The organism is Nocardioides sp. S5-5, from assembly GCF_054954065.1.
This window is the reverse complement of sequence record NZ_CP199913.1, coordinates 3,728,975-3,747,317: the sequence shown is the minus strand read 5'-3', so window position 1 is coordinate 3,747,317 and position 18,343 is coordinate 3,728,975. Positions and strand designations below refer to the sequence as shown.

Annotated in this window: 19 protein-coding genes and 2 pseudogenes; 16 read left to right on the top strand and 5 right to left on the bottom strand. The window is 70.6% G+C overall.

Features of this window, described 5'->3' with window-relative positions; all coding sequences use genetic code 11:
• Window position 1: 1 nt before the first annotated feature.
• On the bottom strand, window positions 2-784 hold the full coding sequence (locus tag ACUP6Y_RS18010) for an exodeoxyribonuclease III (RefSeq protein WP_462552212.1): 783 nt from the start codon (window positions 782-784) through the stop codon (window positions 2-4).
• A 125-nt stretch (window positions 785-909) separates the two neighbouring features.
• Here ACUP6Y_RS18010 and ACUP6Y_RS18005 point away from each other — a divergent pair, with 125 nt between their 5' ends.
• The 3 genes from ACUP6Y_RS18005 (at window position 910) to ACUP6Y_RS17995 (ending at window position 3,093) form a co-directional block, all read left to right on the top strand.
• A complete protein-coding gene (locus tag ACUP6Y_RS18005) occupies window positions 910-1,755 on the top strand; it encodes an IS5 family transposase (RefSeq protein WP_462553709.1) in 846 nt (281 codons plus the stop codon).
• 90 nt (window positions 1,756-1,845) lie between these two features.
• A complete protein-coding gene (locus ACUP6Y_RS18000) occupies window positions 1,846-2,358 on the top strand; it encodes a sigma-70 family RNA polymerase sigma factor (RefSeq protein ID WP_462552211.1) in 513 nt (170 codons plus the stop codon).
• Window positions 2,359-2,424: 66 nt separating this feature from the next.
• A complete protein-coding gene (locus tag ACUP6Y_RS17995; protein ID WP_462552210.1) occupies window positions 2,425-3,093 on the top strand; it encodes an anti-sigma factor family protein in 669 nt (222 codons plus the stop codon).
• Here the strand turns inward: ACUP6Y_RS17995 and ACUP6Y_RS17990 are convergent.
• Together ACUP6Y_RS17990 and ACUP6Y_RS17985 are read right to left on the bottom strand one after the other, a co-directional pair.
• On the bottom strand, window positions 3,070-3,456 hold the full coding sequence (locus tag ACUP6Y_RS17990; protein ID WP_462552209.1) for a hypothetical protein: 387 nt from the start codon (window positions 3,454-3,456) through the stop codon (window positions 3,070-3,072). The genes ACUP6Y_RS17995 and ACUP6Y_RS17990 overlap by 24 nt on opposite strands.
• 53 nt (window positions 3,457-3,509) lie before the next feature.
• Window positions 3,510-5,660, bottom strand: a complete 2,151-nt coding sequence (locus ACUP6Y_RS17985; RefSeq protein ID WP_462552208.1) for a CDP-alcohol phosphatidyltransferase family protein — start codon at window positions 5,658-5,660, stop codon at window positions 3,510-3,512.
• 74 nt (window positions 5,661-5,734) lie between these two features.
• Between ACUP6Y_RS17985 and ACUP6Y_RS17980 the strand changes: the two genes are divergently transcribed.
• From ACUP6Y_RS17980 to ychF, 6 genes are read left to right on the top strand one after another with little or no spacing between them, the layout of a single operon-like run.
• The gene (locus ACUP6Y_RS17980; RefSeq protein WP_462552207.1) at window positions 5,735-6,724 is read left to right on the top strand and encodes a zinc-dependent alcohol dehydrogenase; all 990 of its coding nucleotides are present in this window, start codon (window positions 5,735-5,737) and stop codon (window positions 6,722-6,724) included.
• Window positions 6,724-7,137 (top strand): 6-pyruvoyl trahydropterin synthase family protein, encoded by a 414-nt coding sequence (locus ACUP6Y_RS17975; RefSeq protein WP_462552206.1) that lies wholly within the window; start codon window positions 6,724-6,726, stop codon window positions 7,135-7,137. The genes ACUP6Y_RS17980 and ACUP6Y_RS17975 overlap by 1 nt, the downstream gene beginning before the upstream one ends.
• Window positions 7,134-8,141, top strand: coding sequence for a glycosyltransferase family 4 protein (locus tag ACUP6Y_RS17970; RefSeq protein WP_462552205.1), 1,008 nt, complete (start codon window positions 7,134-7,136; stop codon window positions 8,139-8,141). Before ACUP6Y_RS17975 ends, ACUP6Y_RS17970 begins: the two co-directional genes overlap by 4 nt.
• Window positions 8,108-9,019: a lysylphosphatidylglycerol synthase transmembrane domain-containing protein gene (locus tag ACUP6Y_RS17965; protein WP_462552204.1), complete on the top strand. Its 912-nt coding sequence runs from the start codon at window positions 8,108-8,110 to the stop codon at window positions 9,017-9,019. The genes ACUP6Y_RS17970 and ACUP6Y_RS17965 overlap by 34 nt, the downstream gene beginning before the upstream one ends.
• Window positions 8,992-9,681, top strand: coding sequence for a RibD family protein (locus ACUP6Y_RS17960; RefSeq protein ID WP_462552203.1), 690 nt, complete (start codon window positions 8,992-8,994; stop codon window positions 9,679-9,681). The genes ACUP6Y_RS17965 and ACUP6Y_RS17960 overlap by 28 nt, the downstream gene beginning before the upstream one ends.
• A gap of 58 nt (window positions 9,682-9,739) precedes the next feature.
• A complete protein-coding gene (ychF, locus tag ACUP6Y_RS17955; protein ID WP_462552201.1) occupies window positions 9,740-10,813 on the top strand; it encodes a redox-regulated ATPase YchF in 1,074 nt (357 codons plus the stop codon).
• Between the two features lie 355 nt (window positions 10,814-11,168).
• On the opposite strand, the gene ACUP6Y_RS17950 is transcribed toward ychF, so the two are convergent.
• On the bottom strand, window positions 11,169-12,674 hold the full coding sequence (locus tag ACUP6Y_RS17950) for an IS1380 family transposase (protein ID WP_462552199.1): 1,506 nt from the start codon (window positions 12,672-12,674) through the stop codon (window positions 11,169-11,171).
• A gap of 174 nt (window positions 12,675-12,848) precedes the next feature.
• Here ACUP6Y_RS17950 and ACUP6Y_RS17945 point away from each other — a divergent pair, with 174 nt between their 5' ends.
• The 3 genes and pseudogenes from ACUP6Y_RS17945 to ACUP6Y_RS17935 form a co-directional block, all read left to right on the top strand.
• Window positions 12,849-13,034 carry an addiction module protein gene (locus ACUP6Y_RS17945; RefSeq protein ID WP_462552198.1) on the top strand — a complete coding sequence of 62 codons (186 nt, stop codon included), beginning with the start codon at window positions 12,849-12,851 and terminating at the stop codon, window positions 13,032-13,034.
• Window positions 13,031-13,315, top strand: coding sequence for a type II toxin-antitoxin system RelE/ParE family toxin (locus ACUP6Y_RS17940; RefSeq protein WP_462552197.1), 285 nt, complete (start codon window positions 13,031-13,033; stop codon window positions 13,313-13,315). The genes ACUP6Y_RS17945 and ACUP6Y_RS17940 overlap by 4 nt, the downstream gene beginning before the upstream one ends.
• A 70-nt stretch (window positions 13,316-13,385) precedes the next feature.
• A pseudogene (locus tag ACUP6Y_RS17935) lies at window positions 13,386-13,733 on the top strand (transposase); the annotation flags it as partial.
• Between the two features lie 24 nt (window positions 13,734-13,757).
• On the opposite strand, the gene ACUP6Y_RS17930 reads toward ACUP6Y_RS17935, so the two are convergent.
• The gene (locus tag ACUP6Y_RS17930; RefSeq protein ID WP_462552196.1) at window positions 13,758-15,020 is read right to left on the bottom strand and encodes an ISL3 family transposase; all 1,263 of its coding nucleotides are present in this window, start codon (window positions 15,018-15,020) and stop codon (window positions 13,758-13,760) included.
• 115 nt (window positions 15,021-15,135) lie between these two features.
• Between ACUP6Y_RS17930 and ACUP6Y_RS17925 the strand changes: the two are divergent.
• The 4 genes and pseudogenes from ACUP6Y_RS17925 to ACUP6Y_RS17910 form a co-directional block, all read left to right on the top strand.
• Window positions 15,136-16,053: pseudogene (locus ACUP6Y_RS17925) on the top strand (IS3 family transposase); the annotation flags it as partial.
• 538 nt (window positions 16,054-16,591) lie between these two features.
• A complete protein-coding gene (locus ACUP6Y_RS17920) occupies window positions 16,592-16,795 on the top strand; it encodes a helix-turn-helix transcriptional regulator (protein ID WP_462552195.1) in 204 nt (67 codons plus the stop codon).
• Between the two features lie 325 nt (window positions 16,796-17,120).
• Complete coding sequence (locus tag ACUP6Y_RS17915) at window positions 17,121-17,663, top strand: hypothetical protein (protein WP_462552194.1); 543 nt, start codon at window positions 17,121-17,123, stop codon at window positions 17,661-17,663.
• Complete coding sequence (locus ACUP6Y_RS17910) at window positions 17,660-18,091, top strand: type II toxin-antitoxin system VapC family toxin (protein ID WP_462552193.1); 432 nt, start codon at window positions 17,660-17,662, stop codon at window positions 18,089-18,091. Before ACUP6Y_RS17915 ends, ACUP6Y_RS17910 begins: the two co-directional genes overlap by 4 nt.
• The last annotated feature ends 252 nt before the right edge of the window (window positions 18,092-18,343 follow it).

Genomic DNA, 18,343 nt, shown 5'->3' with positions numbered 1-18,343 from the left:
CTCAGCCGGCGAGGTCCACGACCACCGGGGCGTGGTCGGACGGCGCGCCGGAGAACACCGCAGGGTCGCGCTCCTCGCGGTCGATGAACGCCCCGGTGACCCGCTCGGCGAAGGACGCGGAGCCGAGGACGAAGTCGATCTTGAGCCCGCGGTCCCGCTCGAAGCGCTGGCGGTAGTAGTCCCAGTAGGTGTAGCCGGGCGCGTGGGCGCGGGTGACCTCCGACCAGCCGCCGTCGAGGAAGGCCTGGAAGGCGGTGCGCTCGGCGGGGGTGACATGGGTGGAGTTCTTGAACTGGGCGACGTCGAAGACGTCGTCGTCGGTCGGGCAGATGTTCCAGTCGCCGACCAGGGCGGTAGGCACGTCCAGCCATCCCTCCGCGGCGGTGCGCAGCCGCGAGAGCCAGTCCAGCTTGTAGACGTAGTGCGGGTCCTCGGGCTTGCGGCCGTTGGGGACGTACAGGCTCCACACCCGCACGCCGCCGCAGGTCGCACCGAGGGCGCGGGCCTCGACCTCGAGCGCGTCGCCGAAGCCGGGCTGCTCGGGGAAGCCGACGGTGACCTCGTCGAGCCCGACCCGGCTGAAGATGGCCACGCCGTTCCACTGGTTGAGGCCGTGGGCGGCGATCTCGTAGCCGCGGGCCTGCAGGCCCATCAGCGGCAGCTGCTCCTCGCGGGCCTTGGTCTCCTGGACCGCGAGCACGTCGATCTCGTGCCGGTCGAGGAAGGCTTCGACGCGGTCGATCCGCGTGCGCAGGGAGTTGACGTTCCAGGTGGCCAGTCGCACCCGGCAACCCTAAGAGGTTCCGCCAATAGGTATTGAGCGGTGAGGGCGTGTCGGTCACGCAGGACAGGCACGAGCCTCGGTAACAGAAGGGGTGTCTGACGCCACTTCTCTTCCCCGAGGTGCTCGTGCCTGCCCTGCCATCTTTCATCATCGAACCGCTGTGGGACCAGTTCGCCGCGCTGATCCCTGAACCCATCGACGCTCATCCCCTTGGGTGTCACCGACCGCGTATCGCGGACCGGGTTGTGTTCGACAAGCTGGTCCAGATCGCGGTGCTCGGCGCCGCCTACGACCGCATCGCCGACACCACGTGCTCGGCCACCACGATCCGTCGGCGCCGTGATGAGTGGATCGAGGTCGGGATCTTCAAGACGCTGGAGCAGATCTGTCTGGACGCCTACGACCAGATCGTCGGTCTGGACCTCTGCGATGTCACGGTCGACGGGTGCATCGTGAAGGCTCCCTGTGGTGGCGAGGCAGCGGGCAGATCCCCGGTAGATCGCGGGAAACAGGGAACCAAGCGGTCCCTGTTGGTGGAAGCTGCCGGCATCCCGCTGGGGTGTGTCGTCGCGGGCGCGCACCGCAACGACTCACCGCTCCTGCGCCCCACCTTGGAGCACCTGGGCCGCTTCGACCTGGGTTTCGGTGATGGGCTGCCCGACGACATCACGGTCCACCTCGACGCTGGCTACGACAGCCGCAAGACCCGCGACCTGCTCGACGAGCTCGGCTGCGAGGGCGTGATCAGTAAGAAGGGCTTCCCGCTCCAAGCCGGTGCCCGGTGGGTCGTGGAGCGGACCAACTCCTGGCACAACCGCGGGTTCAAGAAGCTCGCCATCTGCACCGAGCGTCGCACCCAGGTGATCGAGGCCTTCATCGCGCTGGCCAACGCCGCGATCATCATCCGACGACTCGTCCGCCAGGCCTGGATCACCCACCGCTGGGACGGTCGACCAGCACGACAACCATGACCTATTGGCGGAACCTCTAAGCCCTAGTCTGCAGCAGAGGGCACGTTGAACCGAGCGGACCGTTGCGTCGTATCCCCGCGTGGAGGTGGGATGACCGAGGACCCGGCCACGGTGATGCAGGTGCTGTACGACGACCACGCGGCGGCCCTGTGGGGCTTCTGCCTGCACCTGACCGGCAACGATCGCGCGCGGGCGGAGGACGTCGCCCAGGAGACGATGCTGCGGGCCTGGCGCAACGCCGCGGTGCTCACCGAGTCGCGAGGATCGGTGCGCTCCTGGCTGTTCACGGTCGCGCGCAACATCGTGATCTACGAGTGGCGCTCGCGGCGCGGGCACCGCGAGTTCGCGACGGCCGAGCCGCCGCCGGGCGAGGTGGCCGACGACGGCACCGACGAGCTGCTGCTGTCGTGGGTGGTCGCCGACGCGCTGCGCCGGCTGTCCGACGACCACCGGGCGGTGCTCGTCGAGTGCTACTACCGGGGCCGGTCGGTGGCCGAGGCCGCCCGCCGCCTCGAGATCCCGGAGGGGACCGTGAAGTCGCGCACCCACTACGCTCTGCGCGCCCTGCGGCTGATCCTCGAGGAGACGGGGGTGGCGTCGTGAACCACCCCACCCGATTCTTCGTTCCCCCGCTTCGCTCCTCCACGAACCATCGATCGGGGGCCCGCGATGAGCTGCGAGTACGCGCACCTCGACGGCGTCTACGTCCTCGGCGCGCTGGCCGCGGGAGAGCGGGCGGCGTACGAGCGGCACCTGCCGGGCTGCGCCGACTGCACGCGCGCGCTGCGCGACCTCGCCGGGATCCCGGGCCTGCTGGGGCGGGTGGAGGCGGAGACCGTCGAGCAGCCGCAGCCGGCCGAGCCGGTACCGCTCACGCTGCTGCCCGCCGTGGTCGCGGAGGCCCGCCGAGCCCGGGGGCGTCGGCATGCGGTGATCGGCGCGGCCGTGGCGGTGGCCGCGGTGCTGCTGGTGCTCCTGGCGGTCGGGATCGGAGCCACCCTGGGCGACGACGGTCCGCAGCCGAGCCGACAGCTCGCCGCCGCGCAGCGGATGGAGGCCCTCGGCACCAGCTCCTCCGGCTGGGTGTCGCTGAGCGAGCGCCGTTGGGGGACGCAGATCGACCTGACCTGCACCTACGAGGGTCCGGTGACCGGGCGGGCGTCGTACGTCCTCGTGGTGACGGCGGCCGACGGCCGCTCGGAGCAGGCCGGCACCTGGCGGACCGCGCCGGGCCAGGAGGTCCACGTCACCATGGCGACGGCGGTGGCTCCCGGCGACATCGCGTCCGTGGAGGTGCGCACGGAGTCGGGCTACTCAGTCCTTCGCCTGGCGAAGTGAGCGCAGCGACGCGAACCAGCCCTCCACGCCGGCCGCGACGACCGCCACGACGACCGCGAGGATCTCGGAGACCGCGGCCAGCCAGGCGTACCAGGTGTCCCAGGTCGTGCGGATCCCGAACAGCCCGCCGGTCGTGGCGATGACGAACGCCGCGAGCGTTGTCGCGCCGAGCCCGGCGAGCAGGAGCAGCGGGACCCAGCTGCGCCAGGCGACCACGAGGACGGCGATCACCGCCCCCGCGACCACGTTGACGACGAACAGGGCGCCGACCGTGCCCTGGTCGCGCACCCCGTCGAACCACAGGTAGAGATGCACCGCCGCGCTCACCGCGGCCGCCAGCGCACCGATGACTCGCAGGCCCATCGCGCACTCCTCTCGCTCGTTTGAGGAGAACACGCGGACGAGGGGGCTTCGGTTCACTCCGCGTAGGCCGCCAGGAACCGGTCGCGCACGGCGTCCATCCGCCACACCGGCGCGTCCGGGGCGGGCAGGATGCCGGCCTGCCAGCCCCAGCCGTCGATCCGCCGGATCACGCCGGGGTCCTGGGCGAGCACCGTGATCGGCACGTCGTGCCCGGGGTGGCGCCCGCTCACGTACGAGTGCGGCTGGTGGTCCCCGACGATGACCAGAACCCGGTCCGGGTCGGGGTAGGCGGTCAGGAACGAGATCAGGGTGCGCCAGGTGTAGCGCACGCTCGCCGCGTAGTCGCCCTGCGCCGTCCCCGGATGCCGGTGGCCGTCGACGGCGGCGTCCCCGCGCTCGGGCATGTCGTCGTACACCGATCCGTCGCCGACCTCGGTCCAGGGGATCTCCGTGGGCACCGGGGCCCACGGGTGGTGGCTGGAGACCAGATCGACCTCGGCGAACACCGGCGCCCGCCGTCCCGGAGTGAGCTCAACGCGGCGGAGGTGGTCGAGGGTGTACTGGTCGGGCATCGGCGCGTAGCCGAATCTCGGCCCGCGGTAGCCGACGTCGCGGGAGTCGTAGAGCCGGTCGAAGTCGTAGTAGGCCGCGCCCTCGGGCCAGTCGCGGGTGTTGGCCGGTACGTCGAACACCGTGCGCCAGCCCGCGGAGCCGAAGGCGCGGGTCAGGTTGAGCCGGTCGCTGCCGAGCAGCTGGCCGTAGCGGCGCTCGCTGCTCGTCCACACGCCCGACTGCAGGGTCGCGTGCGCCAGCCAGCTGCCGGCGCCGAAGGTCGGGGAGGTGAGGAAGGCGCTGCGGGAGTGGTAGCCGGCGGCGGCCAGCTCGCGGTTGCCCTCCTCGAGGACGTCGACGACCGACGGCGCGAACCAGCTGTCCTCCAGCGCGATCCGGCCGTAGCTCTCGAACCACACGAGCAGCACGTCCTTGCCCCGCAGACCGTGGAGGAGCTGGTCGCCGGGCGTCGCGGCGAAGGCGTCGGTGGCGAGCTCGCGGGCGAAGACCCGGGTGTCGTGCCGGTCCGCGCGGACCTGGTCGACGGTGTCGACGACCAGGCCGGCCGACCCGGCCGCGGCGATCCGGTCCACCGGGCCGCCGAACGCGGCGCAGACCACCCAGACCGTGCCGAGCGCGGCGAGCGTGCGCCAGGTCGTGCGGGGATGTGCGGCCGAGACCCGCGCGACGCGGCCCGCCGCCCGCGTCAGTACGACGGCCAGCCCGGCGGTCAGTACCACGACCCCCACGACGGCGAGGACCGCCATCGGCTCGCCGTGGGTGTCGCGGACCACCTCGTACCCCTTGGGCAGGTAGGACCAGTCGCCGTGTACGTGGAACGAGCGGCCGAGGTAGACGTCGAAGCCGAGGCCCAGCCCGCGCAGCACCGCGAGCGCGGTGACCAGGAGACCGAGCACGACGGAGAGGAGACGCCGGCCGCGCGAGGGCAGCACGACCGCGAGCGCCGCCAGCACCAGCCCCTCGACCGGGATCCGGGCGAAGTCGGCGGGGCTGATCCCGTCCGCGACGCGGGGCGGAGCGAGCGCCAGCCAGAGTGCGACGACCGCCGCCGCGGTCACCGCCCGCGCCGGCGGCGAGGAGAGCGGCGCGGGGTCGTGCCGGTGCCGCCACTGCCACAGAGCGTCGTGCCCGAAGGACTCCACGAGCAGCGCCAGCGCCGCGCCGAGTGCCACCCGGGCCACCGGATCGGGCAGCAGGCTCGCCGCCGCCACGGTCAGCACGATGCCCTGGACCGCGGCGACGACCTTGGCCCAGTACCGCGGCGGCGTCGGGCGGCGCAGCCACGGCAGCGCCCACCCCGCGAGGACGTACGCGTAGCGCATCGCGCCGATCGCGAGCACCCACCAGCCGAGCCGCGGCGCGACGTGGACGCTGAGCACGGCGATCAGGAAGGCGTCGGTCTCCATGTCGAAGCGGGCACCGAACGCGCTCGCCGTACCCGTCCGGCGCGCGACGTGCCCGTCGACCGCGTCGAGCACCAGCGCCACCGCGCTGAGCGTGACCAGGACCGTCGTCAGCTGCCCGGACAGCGGGTCGCCCAGGCCGTGGAGGGTGAGCCCGGCGACGCCGACGGCGAGCACCGCGCGCGTCGCCGTGACCCTGCCCGCGGGGCCGAGCTGAACCCGATCCATCGCACCTCCGTGTCCTCACTTGTACCCAGGCGTACGACGCGCGCCGGGGGCCGGTTCAACGAGAGGAGTCCGCGGTGGCTGACGAGGCCGAGGCGTACTGGGTCACCGAGGCGGGGCACGGCGAGATCCGGGCGGTCGCGCTCCCGGTGCCGCGGGCCGACGACGTCCTGGTCCGGGCGGTGCGCTCCGCGATCAGCCGTGGCACCGAGTCCCTGGTGCTCGCCGGCCGGGTCCCGCCCAGCCAGTACGCGGCCATGCGGGCGCCCTTCCAGCAGGGCGACCTCCCCGGCCCGGTGACGTGTGGCTACCTCAGCGTCGGCGTCGTCGAGCGCGGTCCCGACGACCTCGTCGGACGCACCGTCTTCTGTCTGCACCCCCACCAGACGGCGTACGTCGTGCCGGCTGCCGCGGTCGTGCCCGTCCCCGACGGGGTCCCGGCGGCGCGCGCGGTGCTGGCCGGCACCGTCGAGACCGCGCTGAACGCGCTGTGGGACGCGCCGCCGCTGCTCGGCGACCACGTCACGGTCGTCGGGGCCGGCCTGGTCGGCTGCTGCGTGGCGCGGCTGGCGGCGGGCGTGCCGGGTGCCCGGGTGACCCTGGTCGACGTCGACTCGAGCCGGGCCGAGGTGGCCGCGGCGCTCGGCGTCGGCTTCGCCGGACCCGACGACGACCCCGGTCGCAGCGACCTCGTCGTCCACACCAGCGCGACCGAGGCCGGGCTGCGGCGCGCGCTCGAGCTGGTCGTGCCGGAGGGCACCGTCCTCGACCTGTCCTGGTACGGCGACCGGCCGGTCAGCCTGCCGCTGGGAGAGGCCTTCCACTCCGCGCGGCTCACGCTGCGCAGCAGCCAGGTCGGCGCGGTCGCACCCGCCCGGCGGGACTCGCGCAGCCGGCGGGACCGGCTGGCCCTGGCGCTGGAGCTGCTCCGCGACCCGGGCTTCGACACACTGCTCACCGACTGCTCGCCGTTCCGTGAGCTGCCCGCGGTGCTGGCCGAGATCGCCGCCGGCTCACTGCCGGGGCTGTGCCATTCCATCGACTACTCGACCGGCCAGGAGGCCTGATGTTCCGGGTGACCGTCCGCGACCACATCATGATCGCGCACAGCCTGACCGGCGAGGTCTTCGGACCGGCCCAGCGGCTGCACGGCGCGACGTACGTCATCGACGCGACCTTCGCCGGGCGCGACCTCGACGCCGACGGGATCCTCGTCGACATCGGCCGGGCCACCGAGGTGGTGCGCGAGGTGCTGGCGCGGCTGCACTACCGCAACCTCGACGACGAAACGGTGCATGACGAGGTGGGGCTCGCCGGGCAGAACAGCTCGACCGAGGTGCTCGCCCGCTGGGTCGCGGACCGGTTGGCCGAGCGCGCGAGCTCGGGTGACCTGGGCCCGGGCGGCGGGGCCCTCGCGGCGATCACGGTGACGCTGCACGAGTCGCACGTCGCGTGGGCCAGCTACGAGCGGGCGCTGTGAGGCTCCACGTCGTCGTACCCGACGGCGTGGACGACCCGCGCCGGCCGAGCGGCGGGAATGTCTACGACCGCCGGCTGATCGCCGGGCTGACCGCCCTGGGGCATGAGGTGCGGGTGTACCGGGTCGGCGCGGGCGGTCCGGGCCGGGTGCTGGCGGAGCTGCCCGACGGCGCGGTGGTCCTGGTCGACGGACTGGTCGCCTCGACGACCCCGGTGCTCGCCGGGGAGAGCCGCCGGCTGCGGGTGGCGGTGCTGCTGCACATGCCGGGGTCCGGGCCCGCCGAGCCGGCCGTGCTGCGGTCGGTCGCGGCCGTCGTCACGACGAGTGCGTGGGCGCGGCGCTGGGTGCGCGACGAGGTGGGCGTGCCCGCGCACCGCGTCTGGGTCGCCCTGCCCGGCGTCGACCCCGGCCCGCTCGTCCCCGGCTCGCCCGGCGGCACCGATCTGCTCTGCGTCGGGCCGCTCACCCCCGCCAAGGGGTACGGCGACCTGCTCGCCGCCCTCGACCTGGTCCGCGACCTCGACTGGACCTGCCGATGCGTCGGCGCGCTCGACCTGCTGGGGTCCAATGCGGAGGCCTTCGGGGCGCGGGCCGGCCGGATCGAGCTGTTGGGCCCGCTGCCGCCGGCCGAGCTCGAGCAGGTCCGCTCGGGGAGCGATCTGCTGCTGGCGCCCTCGCGTCGCGAGTCGTACGGGATGGCGCTCGCCGAGGGCCTGGCCCGCGGCCTGCCGGCGATCGCGACCCAGGTCGGCGGTCACCCCGAGGCGCTGGGCACGGCCGACGACGGGTCGCCGCCGGGGCGGCTGGTCCCGGTCGGCGATCCGGCGGCCTTCGCCGGCGCCCTGCGGTCCTGGCTGACGGACGCCGACCTCCGCGCCCGGTGGCGGACGGCTGCGGGGCAGCGCCGACGGCGGCTGGGGTCGTGGGCGGACACCGCCGAGGCCGTGGCCGGCGTGCTGAACCGGATCGCGTGGGGCGCCGTACTCACCGGCGAGGGGAGGTAGCCATCGACAGGGGAGCGCTCGGCGCACGGATCCGGCTGCTCGCCGCGGTCGCGATCCTGGTCGTGCTCGCGGCGCGGCTCGGCGCGCGGCCGTTCCTCGACGGGCTGGCCCACACCGACCCCCGGGCGCTCGCGATCGCACTGGTCGTCACGGCCGGGACCACGGCGTGCTGTGCCCGCCGCTGGAGCCTGCTGACGACCGGGCTCGGGGTGACGATCCCGTTTCGCGACGCCTACCGGAGCTGCTACCGGGCCCAGCTGCTCAACGCGACCCTGCCCGGCGGCGTGCTCGGCGACCTGCACCGCGGCTACCGGCGTGGGCAGGACGCGGGGGCGCTCGGGCGGGGGCTGCGGTCGGTGGTGTGGGACCGGGCGAGCGGTCAGGTGGTGCAGGTGGCGCTGGTGGCGTCCGTCGTACCGCTGCTGCCGGGGGCGCTGCGGGGCGGGGTCCTCACGGTGCTCGCCGTGCTCGTCGTCGGTGGGCTCGTCGTGCTCGCGGCCGCGCCGGTTCGGCGCGAGGCCGCGGCCGCCCTCGACGGGAGCTGGCCGGAGGTGCTGCTGCTGTCCGCGCTCGCCGCGAGCGGCCACGTCCTGGTGTTCCTCGTCGCGGCCCGCATCGCCGGCGTCACCGCCGCCACACCGGGACTGGTCGCCCTGGCCCTGCTGGTGCTGCTGGCCTCCGCGATCCCCGTCAGCGTCGCGGGCTGGGGTCCGCGTGAGGGTGCTGCCGCGTGGGTGTTCGGCGCGGCCGGGCTCGGCGCGGCCGCCGGCGTCGAGGTCGCGGTCGTCTACGGCGTGATGTCGCTCGTCGCCACGCTGCCCGGTCTGTTGGTCGTGGAGGGAGGTCCCGCATGGGCACGCGGCCGTACGTCCTCCTGAGCTGCTGCATCTCCCTCGACGGCTACCTCGACAGCGCCGGGGCCGAGCGGCTGCTGTTGTCGAACGACGCCGACTTCGACCGGGTCGATGGTGTGCGCGCGGGCTGCGACGCGATCCTGGTGGGCGCGGCGACGGTCCGCAACGACGATCCCCGGCTGCAGATCCGCTCCGAGCGGCGACGCCGGGAGCGCGAGACCGCGGGGCTGCCCGCCGACCTGGTCAAGGTGACCCTGAGCTGCCGGGGTGATCTCGACCCGGCCGCCCGGTTCTTCACGGTCGGCGACGGCGAGAAGCTCGTCTACTGCCCCGAGCCGACCGTCCCGGAGCTGGAGAGCAGGGTGGGCTCGTTCGCGAAGGTGGTCGGCCTCGGCACCGAGGTGCGGATGGCCGCGCTGGTGACCGACCTGGGCTCGCGCGGCGTACGGCGGCTGATGGTCGAGGGCGGCGGCACGGTCCACACCCAGTTCCTCACGGCGGGACTCGCCGACGAGCTGCACCTCGTGGTCGCACCGTTCTTCGTGGGGGACTCCCGGGCGAGGCGGTTCGTCGGCGACGGGGCGTTCCCGTGGCACCCCGGCAGCAGGGCTGAGCTCGTCGAGACCCGCGCGATCGGCGATGTCGCGCTGCTGCGCTACGCGCTGTCGGACCGGTTCACGTCCTGAGCGCAACCGGTCGCCGGTGATTCGGGCCCCTCGTCGTACCGCCCTAGAATCAGCGCCCGTGGCACTCACCATCGGCATCGTCGGTCTCCCCAACGCAGGCAAGTCGACGCTCTTCAACGCGCTGACCAAGAACGACGTCCTCGCGGCGAACTACCCGTTCGCCACCATCGAGCCCAATGTGGGCGTGGTGGGCGTGCCCGACCCGCGCCTCGGCAGGCTCGCCGAGATCTTCGGCTCCGAGCGCCAGCTGCCCGCGACCGTCGAGTTCGTGGACATCGCCGGCATCGTCCGCGGCGCCTCGCAGGGTGAGGGCCTCGGCAACAAGTTCCTCGCCCACATCCGCGAGTCCGCCGCCATCTGCCAGGTGACCCGCGTCTTCCGCGACGAGGACGTCACCCACGTCGACGGCGAGGTCAACCCCGGCAACGACATCTCCACCATCCAGACCGAGCTGATCCTCGCCGACCTCGAGACGGTGGACAAGGCCGTCGTACGGCTGGAGAAGGAGGCGCGCAAGGTCAAGGAGCTGGCCGCCAACCTGGAGGCCGCGCGCGAGGCGAAGGAGGCCCTCGAGGCCGGCACGCCGATCATCGCCACCTCGATCGACCGCTTCCTGCTGCGCGAGCTCTCCCTGCTCACCGCCAAGCCGTTCATCTACGTCTTCAACTGCGACGCCGACGAGCTGGGGGACGAGTCCTTGAAGGACAGGATGCGCGAGCTGGTCGCTCCGGCCGAGGCCATCTTCCTCGACGCCAAGTTCGAGTCCGAGCTGATCGAGCTCGACGACGAGGAGGCCGCCGAGTTCCTCGCCGAGGCCGGCGTCACGGAGCCCGGCCTGGAGGTGCTCGCCCGGGTCGGCTTCGACACCCTCGGCCTGCAGACCTATCTCACCGCGGGCCCCAAGGAGTCCCGCGCCTGGACCATCCCCAAGGGCGCCACCGCCCCCGAGGCCGCCGGCGTGATCCACACCGACTTCCAGAAGGGCTTCATCAAGGCCGAGGTGGTGTCGTTCGACGACCTGGTCGCCGCCGGGTCGATGAACAAGGCCAAGGAGGCCGGCCGGGTGCGGATGGAGGGCAAGGACTACGTCATGGCGGATGGCGACGTGGTGGAGTTCCGTCACGGAAGGTAGTGAGGGTCGCGAGTGCGTCCCTGAGATCGTGGATGCCGTCAAGGGAGACATACGTGTCCTCTACGACGAGGTCGAGGCATGGGCAAGGCGGACCGGGAGCCGCGTTGCTCGCTACGAGCTGGCGGACTTTCTGCCAGCGGGGTGATCGTGGCCCGACGAACGGGTCGCCCATGGCTGGCTTCAGCGGCGTATCCTAAGCCTCGATCCGTGGATCGACTCGGCGGGTGAGTCGGGGTAGGTGGTGGCTGACGCGGTTGGGTTGGGCGGCGGCAGTTGGGCAGGGGTGTGGTGCTGGTCTGCCCAGCTCTTCCACTGTCGGGGTTCCTCGGGTCGTGCCTTGCGGCTGGTGGATCGCTCAGGTGGTGATCGGTGGTCCGTGGGCGGTGTCGAAGACGCGGTCCCATGTCTGGAGCCAGCGCTCGGCCCAGGGCCAATGTGCGGGCAGGTGCAGGACGGGGCGGCGCTGCGGCCTGGTTAGGCGAGCTGGGACGTTGATGATCTGACGCCGCAGGGTCGTGCCTCGAGCGGGGATCGGGATGTTCTGTCCAGCGGTGTTGCGGGTGCGTGGGGCCAGGGTGTCGGTCGCGCGGAGCAGGTTGTAGGCCATGGCCGCGCACAGGGTCCAGGCGTGGTTCGCGGCGAACCTGCCTGAGGGCATGTGCGCGAACGGTCCGTCGATCAGGTCAGCGAAGACGGTCTCGATGACCGCGTGACGACGGTGGGTGATGTCCGCGGCCGTCACGGGCTCGGTGTTGTTGGTGAAGAACGGGTGATGCCGCCAGAGCGGGAACAACTCCTCGAGGCCGGCATCGAGGTTGGTCTTGTCGCGCACCCGCCGCACGATGAGCCGTGCGGTGACCGGGTTGTTCTGTGCGAACGCGGTGTAGGAGGTCTCGGCGACCTCGGCATCGGAGATCAGCTCACCGGTGTCGGGATCGGCCACGGCGCCGGGATAGTGCACCGGTTGCCACGCATCGTCGGGGATCCGGGAGATCGCGGCGGCAACAGCGTCGTTGTGTCTGAGCACGACCGAGAACTCCACACCGGCGTTGATGCAGGCGTTGACCACGGCACTGCTGCCGTACGCGGAGTCGCCCCGCACCAGAATCTTCCCGGTGCTCGTTCCGGTGCTCGTTCCGGTGCTCGTTCCGGTGCTCGTTCCGGTGCTCGTTCCGGTGCTCGTTCCGGCGCCGCAGGCGCGGGCAGTCCGGATCGCTTCTTCGACCATGGATGCGGCTGCTTTGCCCGATCCTGCTTTCCCGGCTCGTAGCCGTACACCGGCCACGACAGGAGCGCTGGTGGGGGTGCTGATCGTGGTGACCAGCGGCGAGAGACCCTTGCGGAGCAACGCGCGGCCCGCGATCTTGGCATGGCCGTAACTCGCTCCTTGCTTCTGGTAGCCGTAGACCGGGCGCAACAGCGAGTCGATGTCGATGAACGCCTGCTCACCGACCCCGTCCAGCAGCTCGGTGGACGCGACCAGGTTCACCAGGTGCGAGCGCGCGACCGAGGCGAGTTGGGAGACATGTCCGTGGGTGAACGAGCGGAGGAACTGGCCCAGCGTCGCTGGTGCGTAGACCCCGCCGAACAGTTCCTTCATCCCGCCGGCGCGGACGATGTCGAGGTCCTCGATGCACTCGGCGCCCACGGCCATGCCCGCGATGATCGTGGCGATCTTCCCCGCCGGGTTCACCCCAGCCGAGCGGACGAGCGAGGACTTGATCGACACCCGGTCGGCGAGGAGCCCGGAGAGTCCGGACTGCTCGGCCAACGCCATCACCGGCACCAGTCCGGCATGCGACACGAGGTGGTCTTCATCGAAGACCGGCGTGGCTCGGGACCACTCTTGATGTAGTTTCACTTCCAGTGCCTCTTCGGCTCGAGCGACTCGCGACTTCAGCAATCACGATTCTCCCAGCCAGGAGGCACTTTCACGTCCAGGCCCGCCGCAACCCATGTCGCGAACCCCGAGTCGATCCACGGATCGAGGCTAAGAGGCGTGGTGAATCCCGCTCTCCAGTCCGCGATCGAGGCGATGAGCCTCGATGAGCGCTTGGAGTTGGTCGAGTTCATCGAGAGCACGGTGGAGTCCGAGGCGATCGAGCTCACGGAGGCGGAGAAGTCGCTGATCCGTTCCCGGGCGGCAGACCTTCAGGCTGATCCGTCCATCGGTCTGACCTGGGACGAGCTCAAGGCGCGCGTCGCCGCGCGGAGGGCGTGACCTCGCGAACGATCGTCTTCCACCCCGGCGTGGAGGACGACCTCGCCGCGATCTACGATCACTACGCCGCCTTCGATTCAGCGTTACCGGGTCGGTTCGGGGCACGGCTGGATGAGCAGATCGAGCGCCTTGAGATGTGGCCGGAGTCCGGAGTGATCCTGTTCGAGGGCTCTCGGCGCCTACTGGTCAAGCGCTTTCCGTACATGGCCGTCTATCTCGTGGGTGATGACCGCATCGACGTGCTCGCGGTCATCGGGGCACGACGCGACCCGGGGGCCTGACCCCGGATCTTGGACACGCCGAATCCCGCACCCGTGAGGGTGGCGGGGAGAGCGAGATGATCCGAGAATCATGGCCAGGAAGAACTACTCCGAGGAGTTCCGTCGTCAGGCCGTCGACTTGTACGAGTCCACCCCGGGGGCCACGGTCCGCGGCATCGCCGAGGACCTGGGCATCGTGCGGGGCACGCTGCGCGGGTGGCTCGAGGTGTACGGGACCGGCAAGAAGACCGCTGCTGACGGGACGTTGACCTCCAGCCCGTTGCAGTCCAAGCCCACCAGCAAGACGACCTCGGGCCCGGGTGAGGAGTCGCCCGATCAGGAGCTGGCTCGGCTCCGCGCCCGGGTCGCCGAACTCGAGGTCGAGACCACCAAGCTGGCCACCGAGCGGGAGATTCTCCAGCGGGCGGCGAAGTATTTCGGGCTCTCCTGACCCTTCCGTGGGTCATTTGCGGCCGGGGAGCACTGGTGGGTGGCCGCCGAGGTTGAGCATGGCCAAGGCGATCAGGGCTTCGGGTGAGCGGAAGCCGAAGGCGACCCGGGTGATCGGTCGGATCTTGGTGTTTACCGACTCGATGCGTCCATTGGACAGGCCGTGCTCGATCGCGGCGAGGATAGAGGCTCGGTGCTTGACGATCCGGCGTTGCAGATCGACGAAGGCCGAGATCCGACAGCGACGGGCCCAGCCGATCCAGACGTCGAGGGCCTCTTCGGCCTCGTCGTGCGGGAGCTGGAACACCAGCCGGAGGCCTTCCTTGAGCAGGTAGGCGCGGTGCAGGCGCGGATCGGTCTTGGCGACCCAGGCGAGCTTGGCCCGCTGCCGGAGGGTGAGGTTCTCGGGGTTCTTCCACAACGCGAACCTGGCGTGTTTGAGTGCCTTCGCCTGGCCGCTGGCTCGTCCGGCGCGGCGCTGGGTGACGGCGCCACGGGCCTCGTTCCAGGCCTGCCGGCGGACCTCGTCCAGCGCGTCGGTGGCCCAGCGGACAACGTGGAACGGATCAGCGCAGCGCACCGCGTTCGGACACCGCTGTGCGACCACCGTGCTGATCCAGTCCGCCCCGTCTGCAGAGATGTGGGTGATCTGGGCGCTGCGCTCGGGGCCGAGGGCGTCGAAGAACTTCTCCAGGGTTGCCTTGTCACGGCCCGGTGCGGCCCACACCAGCCGACCACTGTCGTGGTCGACGACCACGGTCAGATATCGGTGCCCGCGCTTGTACGAAATCTCATCGATCCCCAGCCGTCGCAGGTCCGCGAACCGGTCGTGCAGGGCTTCGACGTCGGCCCAGACCCGGGTGATGATCGCGCCGACGGTGCGCCAGGCGATCCGCATCAGCTCGACCACCGCGCTCTTCGAGCACTGGGTGGCCAACCAGGCCACCTGCTCGTCGAACACGACTGTGTGGCCGGCCGCGTGCCGTGCCCAGGGCACCGCGACGACCGTCGGGCCATGTTCGAGACACCTCACCCGCGGTGCGTCCGCCTCGAGCACGACCTGGATCGTGCCTAGGTCCAGTGCCCGCCACCGTCGCCGGCCTTCTCCGGCGTCGTAGCCAGGCGAAGGTCGCCCGCACCGTCCACAACGACCGCGAGCACGCTTCCGCGGCCGCACATGGGCCACCAACAGCTCTTCGTCCTCGTCGAACTCGATGTCCTCCACGACCGTCTTCTCGACCCCCAACAGGGCGCGCCATAAGGTGGCGTTCTGCACGCCGTTCTCCGCTCACTGGTTTCGGTTCCTCAACAGCTCAGAAACCTAGACAGGGAACGGCGTGCTCACGTTTCAGGCGCGCTCAAGCACCCACGGATGCGTCACAAGAGCCGTATTTCGCCGGGGAGACGGTCTGGTGAGTCGCTTCCAGTTCGTCGCCGACAACTCCGCCACCTTCGAGGTGAAGCGACTGTGTGAGCTCGTCGAGATCGAGCGTTCGTCGTACTACGCGTGGAAGGCCGGGGCTCCTGCTCGGGCTGAGCGGGCTGCCGCGGACGCCGTGCTGGTCGAGCGGATCCGCGCCGTCCACGACGAAGACAACACTTGCGGGGCACCGCGGATCACCGCCGAGCTCAACGACGGCGCACCGGCCGAGGAGCGGGTCAACCACAAGCGGGTCGCGCGGGTGATGCGGGCCGCGGGGATCGCCGGCTACGTCAAGAAGCGGCGGGTGCGGACCACGATCCCCGAGCAGTCCGATCAGAAGGTCCCCGACCTGCTGAAGCGGGACTTCACCGCCCCCGCGCCCGGGCTCCGCTACGTCGGCGACATCACCTACCTGCCGTTGGCCGACGGGACAAACCTCTACCTGGCCACCGTGATCGACTGCTACAGCCGACGCCTTGCCGGATGGGCGGTCGCCGACCACATGCGCACCAGCCTCGTCGAGGACGCCCTCAACGCAGCCAAGACCACCCGCGGCAGCCTCGCCGGGGCGGTGTTCCACTCCGATCACGGGTCGGTCTACACGAGCAAGGACTACGCCCGGCTCTGCAAGAGTCTCGGCGTCACCCAGTCGATGGGCGCTGTCGGCACGTCGGCCGACAACGCGCTCGCGGAGTCGTTCAACGCGACTCTGAAGCGTGAGGTCCTCCAAGACGCCGCCTGCTGGGCTGATGAGGCCAGCTGCCGCCGAGAAGTGTTCCGGTGGATCGTGCGCTACAACACCCGACGCCGACACTCCTGGTGCGGCTACCTGCCACCGTCCACCTACGAGGCCCGCCGGGCCGCTACGCTGCCAACCGCTGCGTAATCAAACCCTGTGTCCAAGATCCGGGGGTAGGGCCCGCGACCCGGAGTCGATCCAAGACGCCGTGACTGGACGCGCGCAGGGCAGCTGATGAACCACTCCGCAGCAGAATGGAATCTGGCCGCTGTCGAGCACCACCCGGAGGGCGGTAGCGCTGATGTGTTCCGCCTTAACACGCTCGTTCTGAACCGGCGTCCCCCCATGCACGGCCACCACGAGGAACTGACACACACCTATTGCATTCCCGGCCGAGATTCGTCCCGACGAATCTCGCTGCGCACGTCGACGCCGAGAGTTGCCCGGCGGTGAGTTCCATCAGCGAGGTGTACGACTCTCAGCGGAGGTGATCGCTGCCGCAGGTCCATCGCACTTAGGTGACTGAAGGTGACCATCAGTTTCCAAAGGAAGGCCGGACATGACCAATCAAGCAAGCAACGAGAATCAGCCGGGACTGTGGAGCGATTCGGCTCCATCGTCGAGAGGGAGCCGACCGGGGAGCCGCGGACCTTCAAGCCACACCAGGACCGCACCGACCTTGTCGGTGCAGCGGCCGTCGAAGCCGATGGACAACAGCGACCTGTGGACCATCGCCGAGGTCGCCAACTACCTCGGCGTTCCGAAGCAGACCATCTACTCGTGGCGTCACACGGGGTACGGCCCGAAGGGGTTCAGGGTCGGCAAGCATCTGCGGTGGCGATCTGCGGTCGTCATCGCGTGGACGCTGGGGCTGGAGAAGCACGAGTGATCACAGATCGGCCGTGCGAGCGGTGCGGCCGCCGGATCTACGAGGGAGTACCTCGTCATCCTGGACGTCCGAAGCGATGGTGCAGCGCAGCATGCCGTCGAGCGGACTATGCGGAGCGGCAGGCCGTCCAACGTGGCATGGAGCCGACCGTCCCCATCGAGCAGCATGTCGATGCGGTGCTCCAGTCGCCGGCAGCCTGTCGGCGGGTGCTCCGCCAGATCGGGGAACTGGCGGGGGATGGGTCACTTGATGATGCGAAGTGGAGCAGCGTCGCCGACGAGATCACGCGCCTGGCTCGTCGGTCGGGTCCGCGCAGAGGCCTGCGATGAGCAGTCAGCTGGGTCGGCGCCGAATCTGGGAGCGACGCGAGGAACGCAGCCGTCAACTGATCCGCCGTGCTCAACGAATCGAGGCGCTGGTCCTTCGCGTCCTCAATGCCTGTGCGCAGCTAGGCCGCAGCCCGCGTGCCGATCTCGATGTCGGACGCGCGCTCTCTGAACTCCGTGACGTCGAAGGCGTCGCCATGTCGGAGATCGTTCGGTTGTGTGGCGGTGCGCTGGATCGAGCAGAGGTCGAGCGGCTGACGAGCCTCGCGCGCCCGCAATCTGACGTCCGCCGATCGTCGGACGAGTCGCCTAGACTTGCTCGCATGACCGCAAATCGCGACGAGTTGATTCACCTGATCGAGGGCATGCCCGACGATCAGGTGGACGTGCTGCTCGCCGACGCCAAGCGGCTGGCTGAATCGAAGCCGAGAGGGACCTGGCCGCCGAAGTTCGTTGGCATGGTCAAGGACGGCCCGACGAACGGCTCATCACCCGAGTACATCGACACCGTGATGTCGCGAGGTTTCGGTAGCGAGCGTTGATCGTCTGCGACACCGGTCCGCTCGTCGCTCTGGCCAACGAGCGGGACGAGCACTACTTCACCGCCACCGATCTGTTCCGTGACCTGTTCATGGCCAACGAAGCCATCGTTCTTCCCGCGACGGTGCTGGCTGAGGTCTGCTACTGGCTCAATCATCACGGCGGGCCAGAGGTCGAGGCGGCATTCCTCGACTCGGTTGTGGACGGCACGTTCACTCTGGTCGAGCTGACCAACGACGACGTTGCGCGCATGGCCGAGCTGGTCCGCCAGTTCGCGTCGTTCCCGCTGGGTGGCACGGATGCGTCGGTCGTGGCGGTGGCTGAGCGCCTCGGAGCACAAGAGATCGCCACCCTGGACAGGCGGCACTTTCCGTCGATCACGCCCAAGGGTGGCGGCTACTTCACGCTGCTGCCGCAAACAATCCCGTAGGCGGGTTCGACCCTATCTGCCCTCAATCTGCCCTCACCAGGACCGAAACGGACCGACAGTGCCCATGGCCACCGAACAACGTTTGCGCAGGTCATCCCTGAAGGAGCGGGGCCGGTCAAGAGTGTTGGCCGGCCCTTCTTATTGCCTTCGACCCTGCGTGTGGGCGCGCTGATGAGGCGGCGGGGTCCAGGCTCGGGCGGAGCCCGACCGCGGCGCGGCCGGCAGGGCCTTGACCCCGACGCCGTGCAGCGC